Source organism: Streptomyces sp. BR1 (assembly GCF_052373795.1).
Taxonomy (GTDB): Bacteria; Actinomycetota; Actinomycetes; order Streptomycetales; family Streptomycetaceae; genus Streptomyces.
Map to the genome: position 1 here is coordinate 4,807,068 of NZ_CM126252.1, position 16,459 is coordinate 4,823,526.

At 68.5% G+C, this 16,459-nt stretch carries 14 protein-coding genes and 2 tRNA genes; 14 read left to right on the forward strand and 2 right to left on the reverse strand.

What is annotated here, in order from left to right; translation table 11 throughout:
* Nucleotides 1–4 precede the first annotated feature (4 nt).
* Together ACT1U9_RS20850 and ACT1U9_RS20855 are read left to right on the forward strand one after the other, a co-directional pair.
* A complete protein-coding gene (locus ACT1U9_RS20850) occupies nt 5–463 on the forward strand; it encodes an HD domain-containing protein (RefSeq protein WP_444534202.1) in 459 nt (152 codons plus the stop codon).
* Nucleotides 464–590: 127 nt separating this feature from the next.
* A complete protein-coding gene (locus ACT1U9_RS20855) occupies nt 591–785 on the forward strand; it encodes a hypothetical protein (protein WP_188278091.1) in 195 nt (64 codons plus the stop codon).
* 62 nt (nt 786–847) lie between these two features.
* On the opposite strand, the gene ACT1U9_RS20860 is transcribed toward ACT1U9_RS20855, so the two are convergent.
* Nucleotides 848–921: transfer RNA gene (locus ACT1U9_RS20860), tRNA-Gly, on the reverse strand.
* A gap of 175 nt (nt 922–1,096) precedes the next feature.
* Between ACT1U9_RS20860 and ACT1U9_RS20865 the strand changes: the two genes are divergently transcribed.
* The 5 genes from ACT1U9_RS20865 (at nt 1,097) to clpX (ending at nt 5,916) form a co-directional block, all read left to right on the forward strand.
* A tRNA-Pro gene (locus tag ACT1U9_RS20865) sits at nt 1,097–1,173 on the forward strand.
* A gap of 210 nt (nt 1,174–1,383) precedes the next feature.
* Nucleotides 1,384–2,775 carry a trigger factor gene (tig, locus tag ACT1U9_RS20870; RefSeq protein ID WP_444534203.1) on the forward strand — a complete coding sequence of 464 codons (1,392 nt, stop codon included), beginning with the start codon at nt 1,384–1,386 and terminating at the stop codon, nt 2,773–2,775.
* A 333-nt stretch (nt 2,776–3,108) separates the two neighbouring features.
* Nucleotides 3,109–3,726, forward strand: coding sequence for an ATP-dependent Clp protease proteolytic subunit (locus tag ACT1U9_RS20875; protein WP_444534204.1), 618 nt, complete (start codon nt 3,109–3,111; stop codon nt 3,724–3,726).
* 75 nt (nt 3,727–3,801) lie between these two features.
* Nucleotides 3,802–4,479, forward strand: a complete 678-nt coding sequence (locus ACT1U9_RS20880) for an ATP-dependent Clp protease proteolytic subunit (protein ID WP_317453864.1) — start codon at nt 3,802–3,804, stop codon at nt 4,477–4,479.
* 144 nt (nt 4,480–4,623) lie between these two features.
* Complete coding sequence (gene clpX, locus ACT1U9_RS20885; protein WP_067158960.1) at nt 4,624–5,916, forward strand: ATP-dependent Clp protease ATP-binding subunit ClpX; 1,293 nt, start codon at nt 4,624–4,626, stop codon at nt 5,914–5,916.
* 612 nt (nt 5,917–6,528) lie between these two features.
* On the opposite strand, the gene ACT1U9_RS20890 is transcribed toward clpX, so the two are convergent.
* Nucleotides 6,529–7,431 (reverse strand): hypothetical protein, encoded by a 903-nt coding sequence (locus ACT1U9_RS20890; RefSeq protein ID WP_444534205.1) that lies wholly within the window; start codon nt 7,429–7,431, stop codon nt 6,529–6,531.
* Between the two features lie 139 nt (nt 7,432–7,570).
* On the opposite strand from ACT1U9_RS20890, the gene ACT1U9_RS20895 reads away from it, so the two are divergent.
* From ACT1U9_RS20895 to mreC, 7 genes are all read left to right on the forward strand, one after another.
* Complete coding sequence (locus ACT1U9_RS20895) at nt 7,571–10,222, forward strand: valine--tRNA ligase (RefSeq protein WP_444534206.1); 2,652 nt, start codon at nt 7,571–7,573, stop codon at nt 10,220–10,222.
* 168 nt (nt 10,223–10,390) lie between these two features.
* A complete protein-coding gene (locus ACT1U9_RS20900; protein WP_444534207.1) occupies nt 10,391–11,494 on the forward strand; it encodes a sensor histidine kinase in 1,104 nt (367 codons plus the stop codon).
* 85 nt (nt 11,495–11,579) lie between these two features.
* Nucleotides 11,580–13,094: a bifunctional tetrahydrofolate synthase/dihydrofolate synthase gene (gene folC, locus ACT1U9_RS20905; RefSeq protein WP_444534208.1), complete on the forward strand. Its 1,515-nt coding sequence runs from the start codon at nt 11,580–11,582 to the stop codon at nt 13,092–13,094.
* 6 nt (nt 13,095–13,100) lie between these two features.
* Nucleotides 13,101–13,466, forward strand: a complete 366-nt coding sequence (locus tag ACT1U9_RS20910; RefSeq protein ID WP_444534209.1) for a DUF4233 domain-containing protein — start codon at nt 13,101–13,103, stop codon at nt 13,464–13,466.
* A gap of 90 nt (nt 13,467–13,556) precedes the next feature.
* The gene (ndk, locus tag ACT1U9_RS20915) at nt 13,557–13,970 is read left to right on the forward strand and encodes a nucleoside-diphosphate kinase (protein WP_444534210.1); all 414 of its coding nucleotides are present in this window, start codon (nt 13,557–13,559) and stop codon (nt 13,968–13,970) included.
* 283 nt (nt 13,971–14,253) lie between these two features.
* Nucleotides 14,254–15,273 (forward strand): rod shape-determining protein, encoded by a 1,020-nt coding sequence (locus ACT1U9_RS20920; protein WP_188278344.1) that lies wholly within the window; start codon nt 14,254–14,256, stop codon nt 15,271–15,273.
* Between the two features lie 136 nt (nt 15,274–15,409).
* Nucleotides 15,410–16,459: a rod shape-determining protein MreC gene (mreC, locus tag ACT1U9_RS20925; RefSeq protein WP_444534211.1), complete on the forward strand. Its 1,050-nt coding sequence runs from the start codon at nt 15,410–15,412 to the stop codon at nt 16,457–16,459.

Genomic DNA, 16,459 nt, shown 5'->3' on the forward strand with positions numbered 1-16,459 from the left:
GCGCATGCTGACACTTGCCGAGGTGGAGAAGCTGGCCCGGGCCGCCCACGCCGCCCAGACCGACAAGGCGGGCCGTCCCTACAGCGAACACCTGGCGGCCGTCGCCGAGGGCGTACGCGCGCGTGGGGGCAGCGAGGAGCAGATCGCGGCGGCGTGGCTGCACGATGCGGTGGAGGACGCGGCGCTCACGCGCGCGTGGCTGGACGGTGCCGAACTCCCGCCCTCCGTCAAGGAGATGGTCCTCGCCGTGACCAAGGTGCCCGGCGAGGAGCTGTCCTCGTACACGGCCAGGATCCTCGCCACACCGGGAGCGCTGCTGGTCAAGGAGGCGGACCTGGCCCACAACGCGGACCCGGCGCGTCTCGCCGTCCTGGACGAGGCGACCCGTATCCGTCTCACCCGCAAGTACGCCACCGTCCGCGCGCTCCTGGGTCTGACGGACACGTACAAGGATTCGGTGTGAACGATTCGATGGCGATCCGTCACGCGGCAGCATCCATGGGGGTGTTGGTGGCACGATGGACTCTGCGGGGTGTGCTCGGCGGCGCACCCCGGGCCGGCAAGGCGGACCGACCGAGGGTGTGATCAGTGTGGCCATTTCACTGTCTGTGGTGCTGCTGTTGGCGATCGTCCTCGTGGTGATGATCCGCGGTGGCTCCATCAAGGCCGGCCCGGCCATAGTCGCCGCGCTCTTCGGTTTCTTCATGGCGTCGACCGGCATGGCGCCGTCGATACAGCGGTTCCTGAACTCGCTGGCGGACACCATCAACCAGATCAAGTTCTGAAGCGGTCCCGGGCCCCGGAAAACACTCCGGGCCCGGTGAGCTGGTCACCGGGCCCGAAGCCGTGGAGCGGGCGACGGGAATCGAACCCGCGTAGCTAGTTTGGAAGACTAGGGCTCTACCATTGAGCTACGCCCGCGTGCGCCGCGTCGCAGGTCATGACGACCGCGGCACGAAGAGCATCGTAGCGGGTCACCCCCCGCGCGTGCACACCGCATAAGGGCCCGGTGTCCGTACGCGAACGAGCCGGGTGTCCGCACCTGCAAAGCGGCCGACGCCCGTCTCCCGGGCATGTACCCTACGTGTCGCACCGACGGGGTGTGGCGCAGCTTGGTAGCGCGTCCGCTTTGGGAGCGGAAGGCCGTGGGTTCAAATCCCGCCACCCCGACCACCACCGTCCTCAGTACCTCTCGCGGACGTTCTCAGCGGGTCCCGCGGACTCCCACGCACAAGATCACATTGTGGGTGGCATCCCGCTTGCGGTTACTATGCAAGCTGCGTGCCCGTGTGTCTGACCAATCCGATGAACCGGGCCCCATCCGCCCGCGGCCGTCGGCCACCGGGTAGAACCCCCAGAAGTCAGCCACAAGGAGACCGAACCGTGAAGAGCGCCGTGGAGACCCTGAACCCGACCCGGGTTCGGCTCACTGTCGAGGTGCCCTTCGAGGAGCTCAAGGACAGCCTCGACGCGGCGTACAAGAAGATCAACCAGCAGGTCACGGTCAAGGGCTTCCGCAAGGGCAAGATCCCGGCCCGCGTCATCGACCAGCGGTTCGGCCGTGGTGCTGTGCTGGAGGAGGCCGTCAACGACGCCCTCCCGAAGTTCTACACCGAGGCGGTCAACGAGGCCGAGCTGAACCCGCTGGGCCAGCCCGAGGTCGACATCACGGAGCTGAAGGACGGCGAGACGCTGAACTTCACCGCCGAGGTCGACATCCGCCCGACCATCGAGATCCCGGACTACTCCGGCATCGAGGTCACCGTGGACGCCGTCGAGGTCTCGGACGAGGACGTCGAGAAGGCCGTCACCGAGCTGCGCGAGCGCTTCGCCTCGACCTCCCCGGTCGAGCGCGCCGCCACCGACGGCGACGTCGTGACCATCGACCTCGAGGCCAAGGTCGACGGCGAGGTCCTGGAGGACGGCGTGGCCGAGGGTGTCTCGTACACCATCGGTTCCGGCGAGCTCCTCGACGGCATCGACGAGGCCGTCAAGGGCCTGGAGGCCGGTGGCGAGGCCACCTTCACCTCGCAGCTCAAGGGCGGCTCGGCCGAGGGCAAGGACGCCGAGGTCACCGTCAAGGTCACCCAGGTCGCCGCGCGCGAACTGCCGGAGCTGGACGACGACTTCGCGCAGCTCGCCTCGGAGTTCGACACCCTCGACGAGCTCAAGGCCGACAGCCGCAAGCGCCTTGAGAACATGAAGCAGTTCGACCAGGCCACCCAGGCCCAGGAGCGCGTGCTCGACGAGCTGCTGAAGATCACCGAGGTCCCGATCCCCGAGAAGCTTCTCGCGGACGAGGTCCAGACCCGCAAGCACAACCTTGAGCACCACCAGCTCGGCCAGATGGGCCTCGACCTCGCCAAGTACCTGGAGATCCAGGGCAAGACGCAGGAAGAGTTCGACGCCGAGACCGAGGAAGCGGCCGTCAAGGGCATCAAGACGCAGTTCATCCTCGACGAGCTCGTCAACAAGGAGAAGCTGAACGTCAACCAGGAGGAGCTCACCGAGCACCTGGTGCGCCGTGCCGCCTCCTCCGGCATGTCCCCCGACCAGTTCGCCCAGGCCGTCGTCGAGGGTGGCCAGGTGCCGATGCTCGTCGGCGAGGTCGCCCGCGGCAAGGCGCTGGCCGTGGTCGTCGAGGCCGCCAAGGTCGTCGACACCAACGGTGAGGCCGTCGACCTGGAGGACGACGAGGACGAGGTCGAGGCCGCCGCCGAGACCGTCGAGGCCGTCGTCGAGGGTGACGCCGCCGAGGAGAAGACCGAGGCCTGAGCCTCGGTGCGACCTCGTACGGCAGGCACCGCCTGACCACGTACGAAGTACGTGAGGAGGGGCCCGCGACGCAGCCGCGTCCGGGCCCCTTCGCGTACCCGGGACGGACCTTCGCCCAGGTGGCCGATGGCCGGTTCCGTACGGGCCCGCTGTTCAACCACCTTGCGCTCCGAGCGAACAGTTCGGGAACCGGGATGGCGTTGTCCTACCTGCGCGTTAGGGTCCATGAATACGGGGGCGTGGAGTCGGCCGGTTGAGAGTCGGCCCGAAGTCCCGCCCTCCGAACGAAGACGCTGAGACGGCCGGAGCCGTCAGAGACGAGCAGGTGGATACGTGACGAATCTGATGCCTTACGCCGCCGGCGAGCCGTCCCTCGGTGGTGGCCTCGGCGACCATGTCTACAACCGACTGCTCAACGAGCGCATCATCTTCCTCGGCCAGCAGGTCGACGACGACATCGCCAACAAGATCACCGCGCAGCTCCTGCTCCTGGCCGCCGAGCCGGAGAAGGACATCTACCTGTACATCAACAGCCCCGGCGGCTCGGTGACGGCCGGCATGGCGATCTACGACACCATGCAGTACATCCCGAACGACGTGGTCACGATCGGTATGGGCATGGCGGCCTCGATGGGCCAGTTCCTGCTGACGGGTGGCACGGCCGGCAAGCGCTTCGCGCTGCCGAACACCGACATCCTGATGCACCAGGGCTCCGCCGGCATCGGCGGCACCGCCTCGGACATCAAGATCCAGGCCGAGTACCTGCTGCGTACGAAGACGCGCATGGCCGAGATCACCGCCCACCACTCGGGCCAGACCGTCGAGACGATCATCCGCGACGGCGACCGCGACCGCTGGTACACGGCGGAGGAGGCCAAGGAGTACGGCCTCATCGACGAGATCATGGCCCACGCGGCGGGCGTTCCGGGCGGCGGCGGCACCGGGGCCTGAGCCCCGTCCTGCTCCTTGCCGAGCAGGTTTCAGCCCCGGCCTCCGAAGCCCCCGAGCCCCCAGAACGCCACCAGGATGGTGAACCCCGACATGCAGAACAACCTCTCCGCGAGCGGCCTCTACACCGGCCCGCAGGTGGACAACCGCTACATCGTGCCGCGCTTCGTCGAGCGCACCTCGCAGGGCGTGCGCGAGTACGACCCGTACGCGAAGCTCTTCGAGGAGCGCGTGATCTTCCTCGGCGTGCAGATCGACGACGCCTCCGCCAACGACGTCATGGCGCAGCTGCTGTGCCTGGAGTCGATGGACCCGGACCGCGACATCTCGATCTACATCAACAGCCCGGGCGGCTCGTTCACGGCCCTGACGGCCATCTACGACACGATGCAGTTCGTCAAGCCCGACATCCAGACGGTCTGCATGGGCCAGGCGGCCTCCGCCGCCGCCGTGCTGCTCGCCGCGGGCACCCCCGGCAAGCGCATGGCGCTGCCCAACGCGCGCGTGCTGATCCACCAGCCGTCCTCGCAGACCGGCCGCGAGCAGCTCTCCGACCTGGAGATCGCGGCCAACGAGATCCTGCGCATGCGCACCCAGCTGGAGGAGATGCTGGCCAAGCACTCCACCACGCCGATCGAGAAGATCCGGGACGACATCGAGCGGGACAAGATCCTCACCGCCGAGGACGCCCTGGCGTACGGCCTGGTCGACCAGATCGTGTCGACCCGCAAGACGACGTCGGCCGCGGCAGCCTGACGCAGCCGGAGCCCTTGGCGCGGTGCACGTCAAAGTGAACCGCGCCAAGGGGGGCCCGAACGGGGGGCCAGGCAAGGTACCGTCGGATATGAGGCACCAGGAGCCGCTGAACGTGGCGTCTCCCAGGCGAAGGGGAAGCACCTCGTGGCACGCATCGGTGATGGCGGCGACCTGCTCAAGTGCTCGTTCTGCGGGAAGAGCCAGAAGCAGGTGAAGAAGCTCATCGCAGGCCCCGGTGTGTACATCTGCGACGAGTGCATCGATCTCTGCAACGAGATCATCGAGGAGGAGCTCGCCGAGTCCTCCGAGGTGCGGTGGGAGGAACTGCCCAAGCCGCGCGAGATCTACGAGTTCCTGGAGAGCTACGTGGTGGGCCAGGAGCCCGCCAAGAAGGCGCTCTCCGTGGCGGTCTACAACCACTACAAGCGCGTCCAGGCCGGCGAGAACGGCGGCGCCCAGGGCCGCGACGACGCCATCGAACTGGCGAAGTCCAACATCCTGCTGCTCGGCCCCACCGGCTCCGGCAAGACGCTGCTCGCCCAGACCCTCGCCCGGATGCTCAACGTCCCGTTCGCCATCGCGGACGCGACGGCGCTGACGGAGGCGGGCTATGTCGGCGAGGACGTCGAGAACATCCTCCTGAAGCTGATCCAGGCCGCCGACTACGACGTCAAGAAGGCCGAGACCGGCATCATCTACATCGACGAGATCGACAAGGTGGCTCGGAAGTCCGAGAACCCGTCGATCACGCGCGATGTCTCGGGCGAAGGCGTCCAGCAAGCGCTCCTGAAGATCCTGGAGGGCACCACGGCCTCGGTCCCGCCCCAGGGCGGCCGCAAGCACCCCCACCAGGAATTCATCCAGATCGACACGACGAACGTGCTGTTCATCGTGGGCGGTGCCTTCGCGGGCCTGGAGAAGATCATCGAGTCCCGGGCGGGCGCGAAGGGCATCGGCTTCGGCGCGACGATCCGCTCCAAGCGGGAGATCGAGGCGAGCGACCAGTTCCAGGAGGTCATGCCGGAGGACCTGGTGAAGTTCGGGATGATCCCCGAGTTCATCGGCCGCCTCCCTGTCCTGACCTCGGTCCACAACCTGGACCGCGAGGCGCTCCTGCAGATCCTCGTCGAGCCCCGCAACGCCCTGGTGAAGCAGTACCAGCGCCTCTTCGAACTCGACGGCGTGGAGCTCGACTTCGACCGCCCGGCCCTGGAGGCCATCGCCGACCAGGCCATCCTGCGCGGCACGGGCGCGCGCGGCCTGCGCGCCATCATGGAAGAAGTCCTGATGTCCGTGATGTACGAGGTCCCGTCCCGCAAGGACGTGGCCCGCGTCGTCATCACGTCCGACGTGGTCCACAACAACGTCAACCCGACGCTGGTCCCGCGCGAGCCGCGGATCGTGAAGAACGACGGGCGGCACGAGAAGTCGGCGTAGCCGAGGGGTGGTTACACGAAGGGCGCCCGGCCGGGTGGAGCACTCCACCGGCCGGGCGCCCTTCATGCGTGGCACCTTTAAGTCAACCGAGGGCGTGCCGGCCACTCGACTGTTTTGTCATCTCATGCAAGCGAGCATGCTGACATCGACACGTCCGAACGAACGCCCAGCAGTGCGAGACCCCTGATGCAGTAAGGGTTGACAACCACGGGAAAGCCGCTGCCGAGTGCATGGTTCTTGCAGGCGGCCTGTGTCTTCGAACCGACGTCATATCCTGCGTCTGCCACGTACCTCGCGCAGGCATCTGTATCGGCCGATGCCGGTGTCGCTATCAGCAGGGATGCTGCGGCGGTCGTAGACGCCAGAGCCACCGTTGTCAGAACACGCCGTGTTGCGCGCAGCACAAGAACACTCCTCGTCACAAAGGGGAATCGCCGGTTCACTCCGGCACGAGCTGCCAGCTGATCATGACGAGTTCATGACTTTCAACGGCTTATGGCCGGATTGGCTCGATCATGCCGTTCACGCATCGGGCAACAGGAGACGACGGGGCAGAAGCAAGGGCGCCAGACGAGTCCGTCGGGCGCCCTTCGGCGGTCTTGCGTCGCGAAACTACTTGGCAGGAACCCGCACGTCCTTGCGCAGCTTCGCCGTGGTGTCCGCGTTCTCGTCGAGCGAGACGCCCTTAGTGCCGGCAATGAGCGCGGCCGGGTCGACCAGGGTGACCATGCCGAGGGTGCTGTGGTCGGCCCAGACGCACACCGGGAACTCCAGGTCCTTGCCACCGGTGCTCTTGTCACCGGTGATCTTGGCGGACTGGCACTTCATGAAGGCGCCGTCCAGCCCGGCCGGGGACTTCTGCTCGGGACTGCCGGCAAAGGTGCCCTTGGCTTCCTTGTCGGTTTCCGCGTTCTTCTTGATCTGCGCGAAGACGGCGTCGACAGACTTCTCCGGGTCGGCGATCTGGCCCCAGACGCCGTTGAAGCTCATCTGCTTGGCCGGCATGCCGGTCGACGCCTTGTAGCTCGCCTTGACCGTCGTCGGGTTCTTGATGCCCGCCGTCTCGAAGTCCTTCTTGTCCTTCTCGGTGGTCTTGTCGGACGGGGTCGACTTGTTGATGTTGTATGCGCCCGCGATCACGCTGTCCGGGGCGATCAGCTTGTGCGCGCCGTCATCGGCGACACTGCTGCTGCCGCCCCCCTTCGTCGCGAACCACACGCCACCGCCGATGACGGCCACTGCGACGACAACGGCCGTCACGATCAGGCCCGTCTTCTTCTTGGCCGGGGCGGGCGGCATGGGTGCGCCGTAGGGCGGCTGCTGGCCGTACTGGGGCTGCTGGGGCGGGTAGCCGTAGCCCTGCTGGGGCGGGACGCCCTGCGGGGGCTGCTGCGGGTAGCCGTAGCCGGGCTGCGGCTGCCCGGGCTGCCCGTACGGCGGCTGGGGCGGCTGCTGGCCGTACGGACCGGGCTGCTGGGGCTGGCCACCGTACGGGCCCGGCTGGTTGTAGCTCATTGCTGGGATTCCCCCTAGAGATGCTTATGCGATCCCGACATCCTGGCGGACGGTCCGGCCACATAGCGCATCGGGGGCCCGACCGTTACCAAAGATTCCCGTTTCAGTACCGGCCCGTGACACCTCTAAACTGACCCCCGTGACCGAGAACACTCAGCAGCAGAACTCAGCGCCCATCACCGAACTGCCGACCCAGTACGCGCCGGCCGAGGTAGAGGGGGAGCTGTATGAGCGCTGGGTAGAGCGCGGTTACTTCGAGGCGGACGCGAAGAGCGACAAGGAGCCCTTCACCGTCGTCATCCCGCCGCCCAACGTCACCGGCAGCCTGCACCTGGGCCACGCCTTCGAGCACACGCTGATCGACGCCCTCACGCGCCGCAAGCGCATGCAGGGGTACGAGACGCTGTGGCAGCCGGGTATGGACCACGCCGGTATCGCCACCCAGAACGTCGTCGAGCGTGAGCTCGCCAAGGAGGGCAAGTCCCGTCACGACCTGGGCCGGGAGGCGTTCATCGAGCGCGTCTGGCAGTGGAAGGGCGAGTCCGGCGGGCAGATCTCCGGCCAGATGCGCCGCCTCGGTGACGGCGTCGACTGGTCGCGTGAGCGGTTCACCATGGACGAGGGCCTGTCCGAGGCCGTCCAGACCATCTTCAAGAAGCTCTACGACGACGAGCTCATCTACCGCGCCGAGCGCATCATCAACTGGTGCCCGCGCTGTCTGACCGCGATCTCCGACATCGAGGTCGAGTACCAGGACGACGACGGCGAGCTCGTCTCGATCCGGTACGGGGACGGGGACGCGTCCATCGTCGTGGCCACGACCCGCGCGGAGACGATGCTCGGCGACACCGCCGTCGCCGTCCACCCCGAGGACGAGCGCTACAAGCACCTGGTCGGCACCGAGATCGAGCTGCCGCTCACCGGCCGCCGCATCCCGGTCGTCGCGGACGAGCACGTCGACCCGGAGTTCGGCACCGGCGCCGTCAAGGTGACCCCGGCGCACGACCCGAACGACTTCGAGATCGGCCAGCGCCACGGCCTGCCCAACCTCGCCGTCATGGACGAGCACGCGGTCATCACCGTCCACGGCCCCTTCCAGGGCCTGGACCGGCTTGAGGCCCGTTCCGCGATCGTCGCCGCCCTGCGCGCCGAGGGCCGCATCGTCGCCGAGAAGCGCCCGTACACCCACTCGGTGGGTCACTGCTCGCGCTGCAAGACCACCATCGAGCCGCGTCTGTCGATGCAGTGGTGGGTCAAGGTCGGCCCGCTCGCCAAGGCCGCCGGTGACGCGGTCCGCGACGGCAGGGTCAAGATCCACCCGCAGGAGATGGAGAAGCGGTACTTCGACTGGGTCGACAACCTCCACGACTGGTGCATCTCGCGCCAGCTCTGGTGGGGTCACCGCATCCCCGTCTGGTACGGCCCGAACGGCGAGATCGTCTGTGTCGGACCGGACGAGGAGGCGCCGACCGGCGAGGGCTGGCGCCAGGACACCGATGTCCTGGACACCTGGTTCTCCTCCGGTCTGTGGCCCTTCTCCACCCTCGGCTGGCCGCAGCAGACCGAGAGCCTCGCGAAGTTCTACCCGAACTCCGTCCTGGTCACCGGTTACGACATCCTCTTCTTCTGGGTCGCCCGGATGATGATGTTCGGCCTGTACGCGATGGACGGCACCCCGCCGTTCCACACCATCGCCCTGCACGGCATGGTCCGCGACCAGTTCGGCAAGAAGATGTCGAAGTCCTTCGGCAACGCGGTCAACCCGCTGGACTGGATGGACACCTACGGCTCCGACGCGGTCCGCTTCACCCTGGCGCGCGGCGCCAACCCGGGTGTCGACGTCCCGATCGGCGAGGACTGGGTCCAGGCGTCCCGCAACTTCGCCAACAAGATCTGGAACGCGACGCGCTTCGCGCTGATGAACGGCGCCACGATCGAGGGCGAACTGCCGCCCGTGGAGCAGCTGTCGGCGGTCGACCGCTGGATCCTGTCCCAGCTGAACAAGACCGTGGCCGAGGTCGACGCCTTCTACGAGGACTACCAGTTCTCGAAGCTGTCGGACTCGCTGTACCACTTCGCGTGGGACGAGGTCTTCAGCTGGTACGTCGAGCTGTCGAAGACCACGTTCTTCGCGGGCGGCGAGCAGGCGGAGGTCTCCGGCCGGGTGCTTGGCGAGGTCCTCGACGTCATGCTGCGGCTGCTGCACCCGGTGGTCCCGTTCGTCACCGAGACCCTGTGGACCACGCTGACCGGGCGTGAATCCCTGGTGATCGCCGAATGGCCTAAGACTGTGTCTGTTCCTGGGGCTGACGCCCCGGGTGGCTTCCGTGACGAGGCCGCCGAGGCCGAGATCGAGAGCGTCAAGGCCGTCGTCACCGAGGTCCGCCGGTTCCGCAAGGAGCAGGGCCTCCAGGACGGCCAGAAGGTCCCGGCCCGCCTGGACCTGACCGGCACCCCGCTGGCCGCGCACGAGGCCGCGATCCGCCAGCTGCTGCGCCTCCAGCCGGAGGGCGAGGGCTTCCACGCCACCGCCACCCTGCCGGTGGCCGGCGCGACGGTCGGGCTCGACCTGTCCGGCACCATCGACGTCGAGGCCGAGCGCAAGCGCCTGGCCAAGGACCTCGCGGCGGCCGAGAAGGAGAAGCAGCAGGCCAACGGCAAGCTCGGCAACGAGGCGTTCCTGGCCAAGGCCCCCGACAACGTGGTCGACAAGATCAAGGCCCGTCTCGCCAAGGCCGAGGCCGACATCGAGCGCATCACGACGCAGCTGGCGAACCTGCCGCAGGCGTGACGCGCGCGTAGCGCGTGAGCAAGGCCCCGGTTCGTACGTGAGGACGTACGGCCGGGGCCTTCGCTGTTACCCACGGAAAGGCGCGCGTGGGGCAAATCACTCAATTCACCCCTGATTAGGGTCGAAAGTCAGCCAACAAGGGCCCAAAGACCTTGGATGATGGAGAGCATGTTCGCCTCGTCCCCTGCCTCCGCGCTGCGGCGCGCGCTGGGCGACGACCGGGCGCTGGACGTGGTGATCGCGGTGACCGCGTTCGCGCTCCTGCTCATCGACATCCCCGGCCTCGCGGCGGCGGACAACTCGCTCAACAGCGCCACCGTGCCGCCCGTGCTCGCGGCGGGCTCGGCCACGCTGCTGCTGCGCCGACGGTGGCCGTGGATCCCGTATGTGGCCGCGCTGGTCTTCATGGGCTGGCTGCACCAGCTCACCCTGATCCAGTTCGCGCTCTACTCGCTGGGCCGCTTCCGGGGCCGCCGCACGGCCGTGGTGGCGACCGTGCTGTACGTGGCGGTGGCGTGCACGCTCTACCTCGCCCCGGGCTGGCCCGAGCACCGGTCGGACACGCTGACGTCGTTCCTGAGCATCGTGGTGCCGGTGGGGGTGCTGTCGGCCGCGGTCGGTGTGGCCACCTACCGCCAGGACCTCGTACGCGAGGTGCAGGCGCTGCACGCCGTGCAGGCCGAGCGGGCGTCGGTGGCGCGGGACGTCCACGACATGGTCGGGCGCGAGCTGACGATGCTGGCGGTGACGGCGGAGGTACGCGCGCGCAGAGCCCGCGGCGGCCCCCATGAGCAGGACTTCGACTCCCTGGCCGAGACCGCGCGCCGCGCCCACCACATGCTCAACGAGATCATCGTGCAGCGGGCGGACGAGCGGACGGCGACACCGGGCCTGGAGGGTCTGGAGGAACTCGCCGACGAGACCCGCCGCGCCGGGACCCCCGTCGAACTGGACGTCGCCGAGCGCGCCTACGGCCTCTCGCCGCTCCGCCAGGCGGCGGTGTACCGGGTGGTGCAGGAATGCCTCACCAACGCGGTCAAGCACGCCGGGGGAGAGGGCGTCTCGGTGGTGATCGCGGTACGGGGCGGTGAGCTGTGCGTCCGCGTACGCAACGGCCTGCCCTCCGCCGTACCGGCGACGGCACCCGTCTCCTCCGGCACGGGCACGTTCTCCATGCGCGAACGGGTGGAGAGCATGGGCGGCACACTGACGACGCGGCGCACCCCGACGACGTACGAGGTCGAGGCGACGCTGCCGTCGGGCACGGCGTGAGCCGGACTACCCGCAGACCCGCGACGGCGAAGGCCGACAGGGGCGGGTCCGGGGTCCTGTCGGTGCCCCTCCGTAGACTGGGGGCGTGACCGAGCAGCCCGACCACACCAGCAGCCCCGACGACGACCACTTCGACGACATCGTCGAGGCCGAGACCAATCGCGACCCCGACCTGGCGGTGATCGAGGCCGGCAGCCGCACCCTGCGTACGCACGGCGGAGCGCCGCAGGCCGACCCCGTGCCCGCCCGGCCCGCCGACCCGGAGGTCGACAAGGCGCTGCGCGCGGTCGAGACGGAGTTGGCCGGCCGCTGGGGCGAGACCAAGCTGGAGCCGTCGGTCTCGCGTATCTCCGCGCTGATGGACGTCCTCGGCGAGCCCCAGCGGGCGTACCCCTCGATCCACATCACCGGCACCAACGGCAAGACGTCCACGGCCCGCATGATCGAGGCGCTGCTCGGCGCCTTCGACCTGCGCACCGGGCGCTACACCTCGCCCCACGTCCAGTCGATCACCGAGCGCATCAGCCTGGACGGCGCGCCGATCACGGCCGAGCGCTTCATCGAGACGTACGAGGACATCAAGCCGTACGTGGAGATGGTCGACACCCAGCAGGAGTACCGGCTCTCCTTCTTCGAGGTGCTGACCGGGATGGCGTACGCGGCGTTCGCGGACACGCCCGTGGACGTGGCCGTCGTCGAGGTCGGCATGGGCGGCAGCTGGGACGCGACGAACGTCATCGACGCCTCGGTCGCCGTCGTCACCCCCATCTCGCTCGACCACACCGACCGCCTGGGCTCCACGCCCGCCGAGATCGCCGTCGAGAAGTCCGGGATCATCAAGCAGGACGCGACCGTGATCCTGGCCCAGCAGCCGGTCGACGCGGCCCAGGTGATGCTGAAGAAGGCCGTCGAGGCGGACGCGACCGTGGCCCGCGAGGGCATGGAGTTCGGCGTCGTCGCGCGCGAGGTCGCGGTCGGCGGTCAGCTCCTGACCCTGCGGGGCCTGGGCGGTGAGTACGAGGAGATCTTCCTTCCGCTGTACGGCGCCCACCAGGCGCACAACGCGGCGGTGGCGCTCGCCGCCGTCGAGGCGTTCTTCGGCATCGGCTCGGAGCACGCCCGGCCGCTGGACGTCGACACCATCCGCAAGGCGTTCGCCTCCGTGGTCTCGCCCGGCCGTCTGGAGGTCGTGCGCCGCTCGCCGACCGTCGTCCTGGACGCCGCGCACAACCCGGCGGGCGCGCTCGCCACGGCCGAGGGCCTGACCGAGGCGTTCGGCTTCTCGCGGCTCATCGGTGTGGTCGCGGCCAGCGCCGACAAGGACGTGAAGGGGCTGCTCGAAGCCTTCGAGCCGGTCTTCGCGGAGATCGTGGTCACCGCGAACTCCAGCCACCGCTCGATGGACGTCGACGAGCTGGCCGCCGTCGCCGTCGAGGTGTTCGGCGACGAGCGCGTCGTCGTCGAGCCGCGCCTGGACGACGCCCTGGAGGCGGCGATCACGCTGGCCGAGGAAGAGGACGAGTACGCCGGTGCGGGAGTCCTCGTCACCGGTTCCGTGATCACGGTCGGCGAGGCCCGGCTGCTCCTGGGGAGGGGCTGACACCCGATGCGTACGCTCTGCGCTTCCACCCTCATCGGTGAATTCTTCGTGATCGGTTTCGCCGGCCTGGTCGCGATGAAGGACCCGGACCTGACGGCCACCACCGTCTGGACGATCAGCGGCATCTGCATGCTGTTCTCGCTGCTCCTGTGCGGGATGCTGACCCGTCCGGGCGGCGTCCAGCTGGGCTGGGCGCTGCAGATCGCGCTGATCGCCAGCGGCTTCGTCGTCCCGCACATGTTCTTCCTGGGCGCGGTCTTCGCCGGTCTGTGGTGGGCCTCGATCCACTTCGGCCGCAAGGTCGACGAGGCGAAGGCCCGCTTCGCGGCGCAGGCCGAGGCTTCCCAGGCGGAGGCTCCCCAGGCCGGGTGACCCGGGCGGCCGGTGCCGGGTGCCGCTCGTTCGGACGCACCCGGTAGCCTCGCCTCACCGCACACGTATGTCTGCAAGGAGCCGTACACCATGACCCAGCGCACTCTCGTCATCCTCAAGCCCGACGCCGTCCGTCGCGGCCTGATCGGCGAGGTCATCGGCCGTATCGAGCGCAAGGCCGGCTGGACCATCCCGGCGCTGGAGCTGCGCACCCTGGACCAGGGGACGCTGGAGCAGCACTACGGCGAGCACAAGGGCAAGCCGTTCTACGAGCCCCTGATGGGCTTCATGGCCTCCGGCCCCGTCGTCGTGCTCGTCGTCGAGGGCGAGCGGGCCATCGAGGGCGTACGCCAGCTGGCGGGCCCCACCGACCCGATCGCCGCCGCCCCCGGCTCCATCCGCGGCGACTTCGGCACCATCGTCCGGGAGAACCTCATCCACGCCTCGGACTCCGAGGAGTCCGCCGAGCGGGAGCTGAAGCTCTTCTTCCCGGGTCTGGTCTGAGTCTTCCCGAGGCACCCGTTTCTTGACCGGGTGTCAGCCATATAGCGCTCATGACCTGGGGCGACCGAAGGAATTTCGGTCGCCCTTCGGCATATGCACGGCCATATCGGGAACTCATCGCTCCGACCCTTCGTCACCATTACTAGAGGTGGACCAACGCGCCGTGTCCGTGCAGGCGGCACTACGATGGAGCCTCACGCCCACAGCACCCACCTCGCCGACCTAAAAAGCCGTCAACGCTCGATTAGGGAAGGCCGGACGCATCCTCATGGGGAGCAACAACATGTCGTTCATCGGCCGTGACATGGCTGTCGACCTCGGGACCGCCAACACGCTGGTGTACGTCAGGGGCCGCGGAATCGTCCTGAACGAGCCGTCCGTCGTCGCCATCAACACCAACACCGGCGGCATCCTGGCGGTCGGCGCCGAGGCGAAGAAGATGATCGGCCGTACGCCGGGCAACATCGTGGCCGTACGACCGCTGAAGGACGGCGTCATCGCCGACTTCGAGATCACGGAGCGGATGCTCCGCTACTTCATCCTGAAGATCCACAAGCGTCGTTACCTGGCCCGCCCGCGCGTCGTCGTCTGTGTGCCCTCCGGTATCACCGGAGTCGAGCGCCGCGCCGTCATCGAGGCCTCCTCGCAGGCCGGCGCCCGTCAGGTGCACATCATCGAGGAGCCCATGGCCGCGGCCATCGGCTCGGGCCTGCCCGTCCACGAGGCGACCGGCAACATGGTCGTCGACATCGGCGGCGGCACCACCGAGGTCGCGGTGATCTCGCTCGGCGGAATCGTCACGGCGCAGTCCATCCGCGTCGCCGGCGACGAGCTGGACAACGCGATCATCCAGCACATCAAGAAGGAGTACAGCCTCCTGCTCGGCGAGCGCACCGCCGAGCAGATCAAGATCACCATCGGCTCGGCGTACGACCTGGACAAGGACGAGCACACCGAGATCCGCGGCCGCGACCTGGTCTCCGGTCTGCCCAAGACCGTGGTCATCTCGGCCGCCGAGGTCCGCAAGGCCATCGAGGAGCCGGTCAACGCGATCGTCGACGCGGTGAAGACGACGCTCGACAAGTGCCCGCCCGAGCTCTCCGGCGACATCATGGACCGCGGCATCGTGCTGACCGGCGGCGGCGCCCTGCTGCGCGGCCTGGACGAGCGGCTGCGCCGCGAGACCGGCATGCCGATCCACATCGCCGAGGACCCGCTGGATTCGGTCGCTCTGGGATCCGGCAAGTGCGTCGAGGAGTTCGAGGCCCTGCAGCAGGTCCTGGACGCCCAGCCGCGCCGATAACGGCCCAAAGCCGTCGTCCCCCCGGGTCACCCAGTGGCCCGGGGGGACCGCCCGTACGGGCCACTGCCAACCCGTACGGCGGATCGTTGATATACAGATCGAACAGATTCCGACGAGGAAGGCACGGCCGCCGCACGTGAGGGACACACGAGAGAGCCGGCTGCTCCTGGTGCTGCTGATCGCCGTAGCGTTCGCGCTGATCACGGTCGACATCCACGGTGGGGAGAACTCACCGCTGGACGGCGCCCGGCAGGTCGGCGCCACGGTGTTCGGGCCGGTGGAGAACGGCATGGCAGCCGCCGTGGACCCGGTGGGCAACGCCATCGGCGCGGTACGCGACTCGGGGGAGCGGCACAACAAGATCGCCGACCTCCAGCGCGAGAACGAGGCACTGAAGCAGAAGCTCGGCAGCGACGCCCGCAACCGCTCGCGCCTGAACCAGCTCGACGCGATGATGAAGACCGCCGGTGAGGGCCAGTACGGCATCAAGGCCGCGCAGGTCATCGGGATAGGAGCGGCCCAGGGCTTCTCCTGGACCGTCACCATCGACGCGGGCTCGCGCGATGGCATCAAGCGTGACATGACCGTGCTGAACGGCGAGGGCCTGGTCGGCCGGGTCACCACCGTCGGCCCGTCCACCGCGACCGTACTGCTCGCCAACGACCCGGACTTCACGGTCGGCACCCGGATGGAGAACAGCGACGAGCTGGGCTTCGCCACCGGCCAGGGCGACCGGCCGCTGTCGGTGCAGCTGCTCAACGGCAAGGCCAAGGTCAAGGCGGGCGACCGGCTCGTCACCTTCGGCTCGCAGTCCGACAAGCCGTTCGTGCCGGGCGTCCCGGTCGGCGAGGTCGTCAAGGTCGACCCGTCGGGCGGCGACCTGACCCGGACCATCTACGTACGTCCGTACGTCGGGTTCACCAAGCTCGACATCGTCGGCATCGTCGTCCAGGCACCGCGCACCGACCCGCGCGACGAGGTGCTGCCCGCCAAGCCCAAGCCGACCCCGACGCCGACCGTCACCGTGACGGTCACCCCGTCGCCGACCGGCAACGCGAACCCCGACAACGCGGCGGGTGAGGCGAACCCGAACGGGAACGCGGCTCAGAACGGGAACCGGAATCCCCATGGGGATCCCAACGGCAACGCGAACGCGAACAACGCCGTAGACAACCGCGGCCGGTAG

Excerpts from the sequence above, each read along its gene's own strand:
- ACT1U9_RS20850 (WP_444534202.1), top strand. The coding sequence starts at position 5 with ATGCTGACACTTGCCGAGGTGGAGAAGCTGGCCCGGGCCGCCCACGCC.
- ACT1U9_RS20880 (WP_317453864.1), top strand. The coding sequence starts at position 3,802 with ATGGTGAACCCCGACATGCAGAACAACCTCTCCGCGAGCGGCCTCTAC.
- ACT1U9_RS20890 (WP_444534205.1), bottom strand. The coding sequence starts at position 7,431 with ATGAGCTACAACCAGCCGGGCCCGTACGGTGGCCAGCCCCAGCAGCCC.
- ACT1U9_RS20900 (WP_444534207.1), top strand. The coding sequence starts at position 10,391 with ATGTTCGCCTCGTCCCCTGCCTCCGCGCTGCGGCGCGCGCTGGGCGAC.
- ACT1U9_RS20910 (WP_444534209.1), top strand. The coding sequence starts at position 13,101 with ATGCGTACGCTCTGCGCTTCCACCCTCATCGGTGAATTCTTCGTGATC.
- ndk (WP_444534210.1), top strand. The coding sequence starts at position 13,557 with ATGACCCAGCGCACTCTCGTCATCCTCAAGCCCGACGCCGTCCGTCGC.
- ACT1U9_RS20920 (WP_188278344.1), top strand. The coding sequence starts at position 14,254 with ATGTCGTTCATCGGCCGTGACATGGCTGTCGACCTCGGGACCGCCAAC.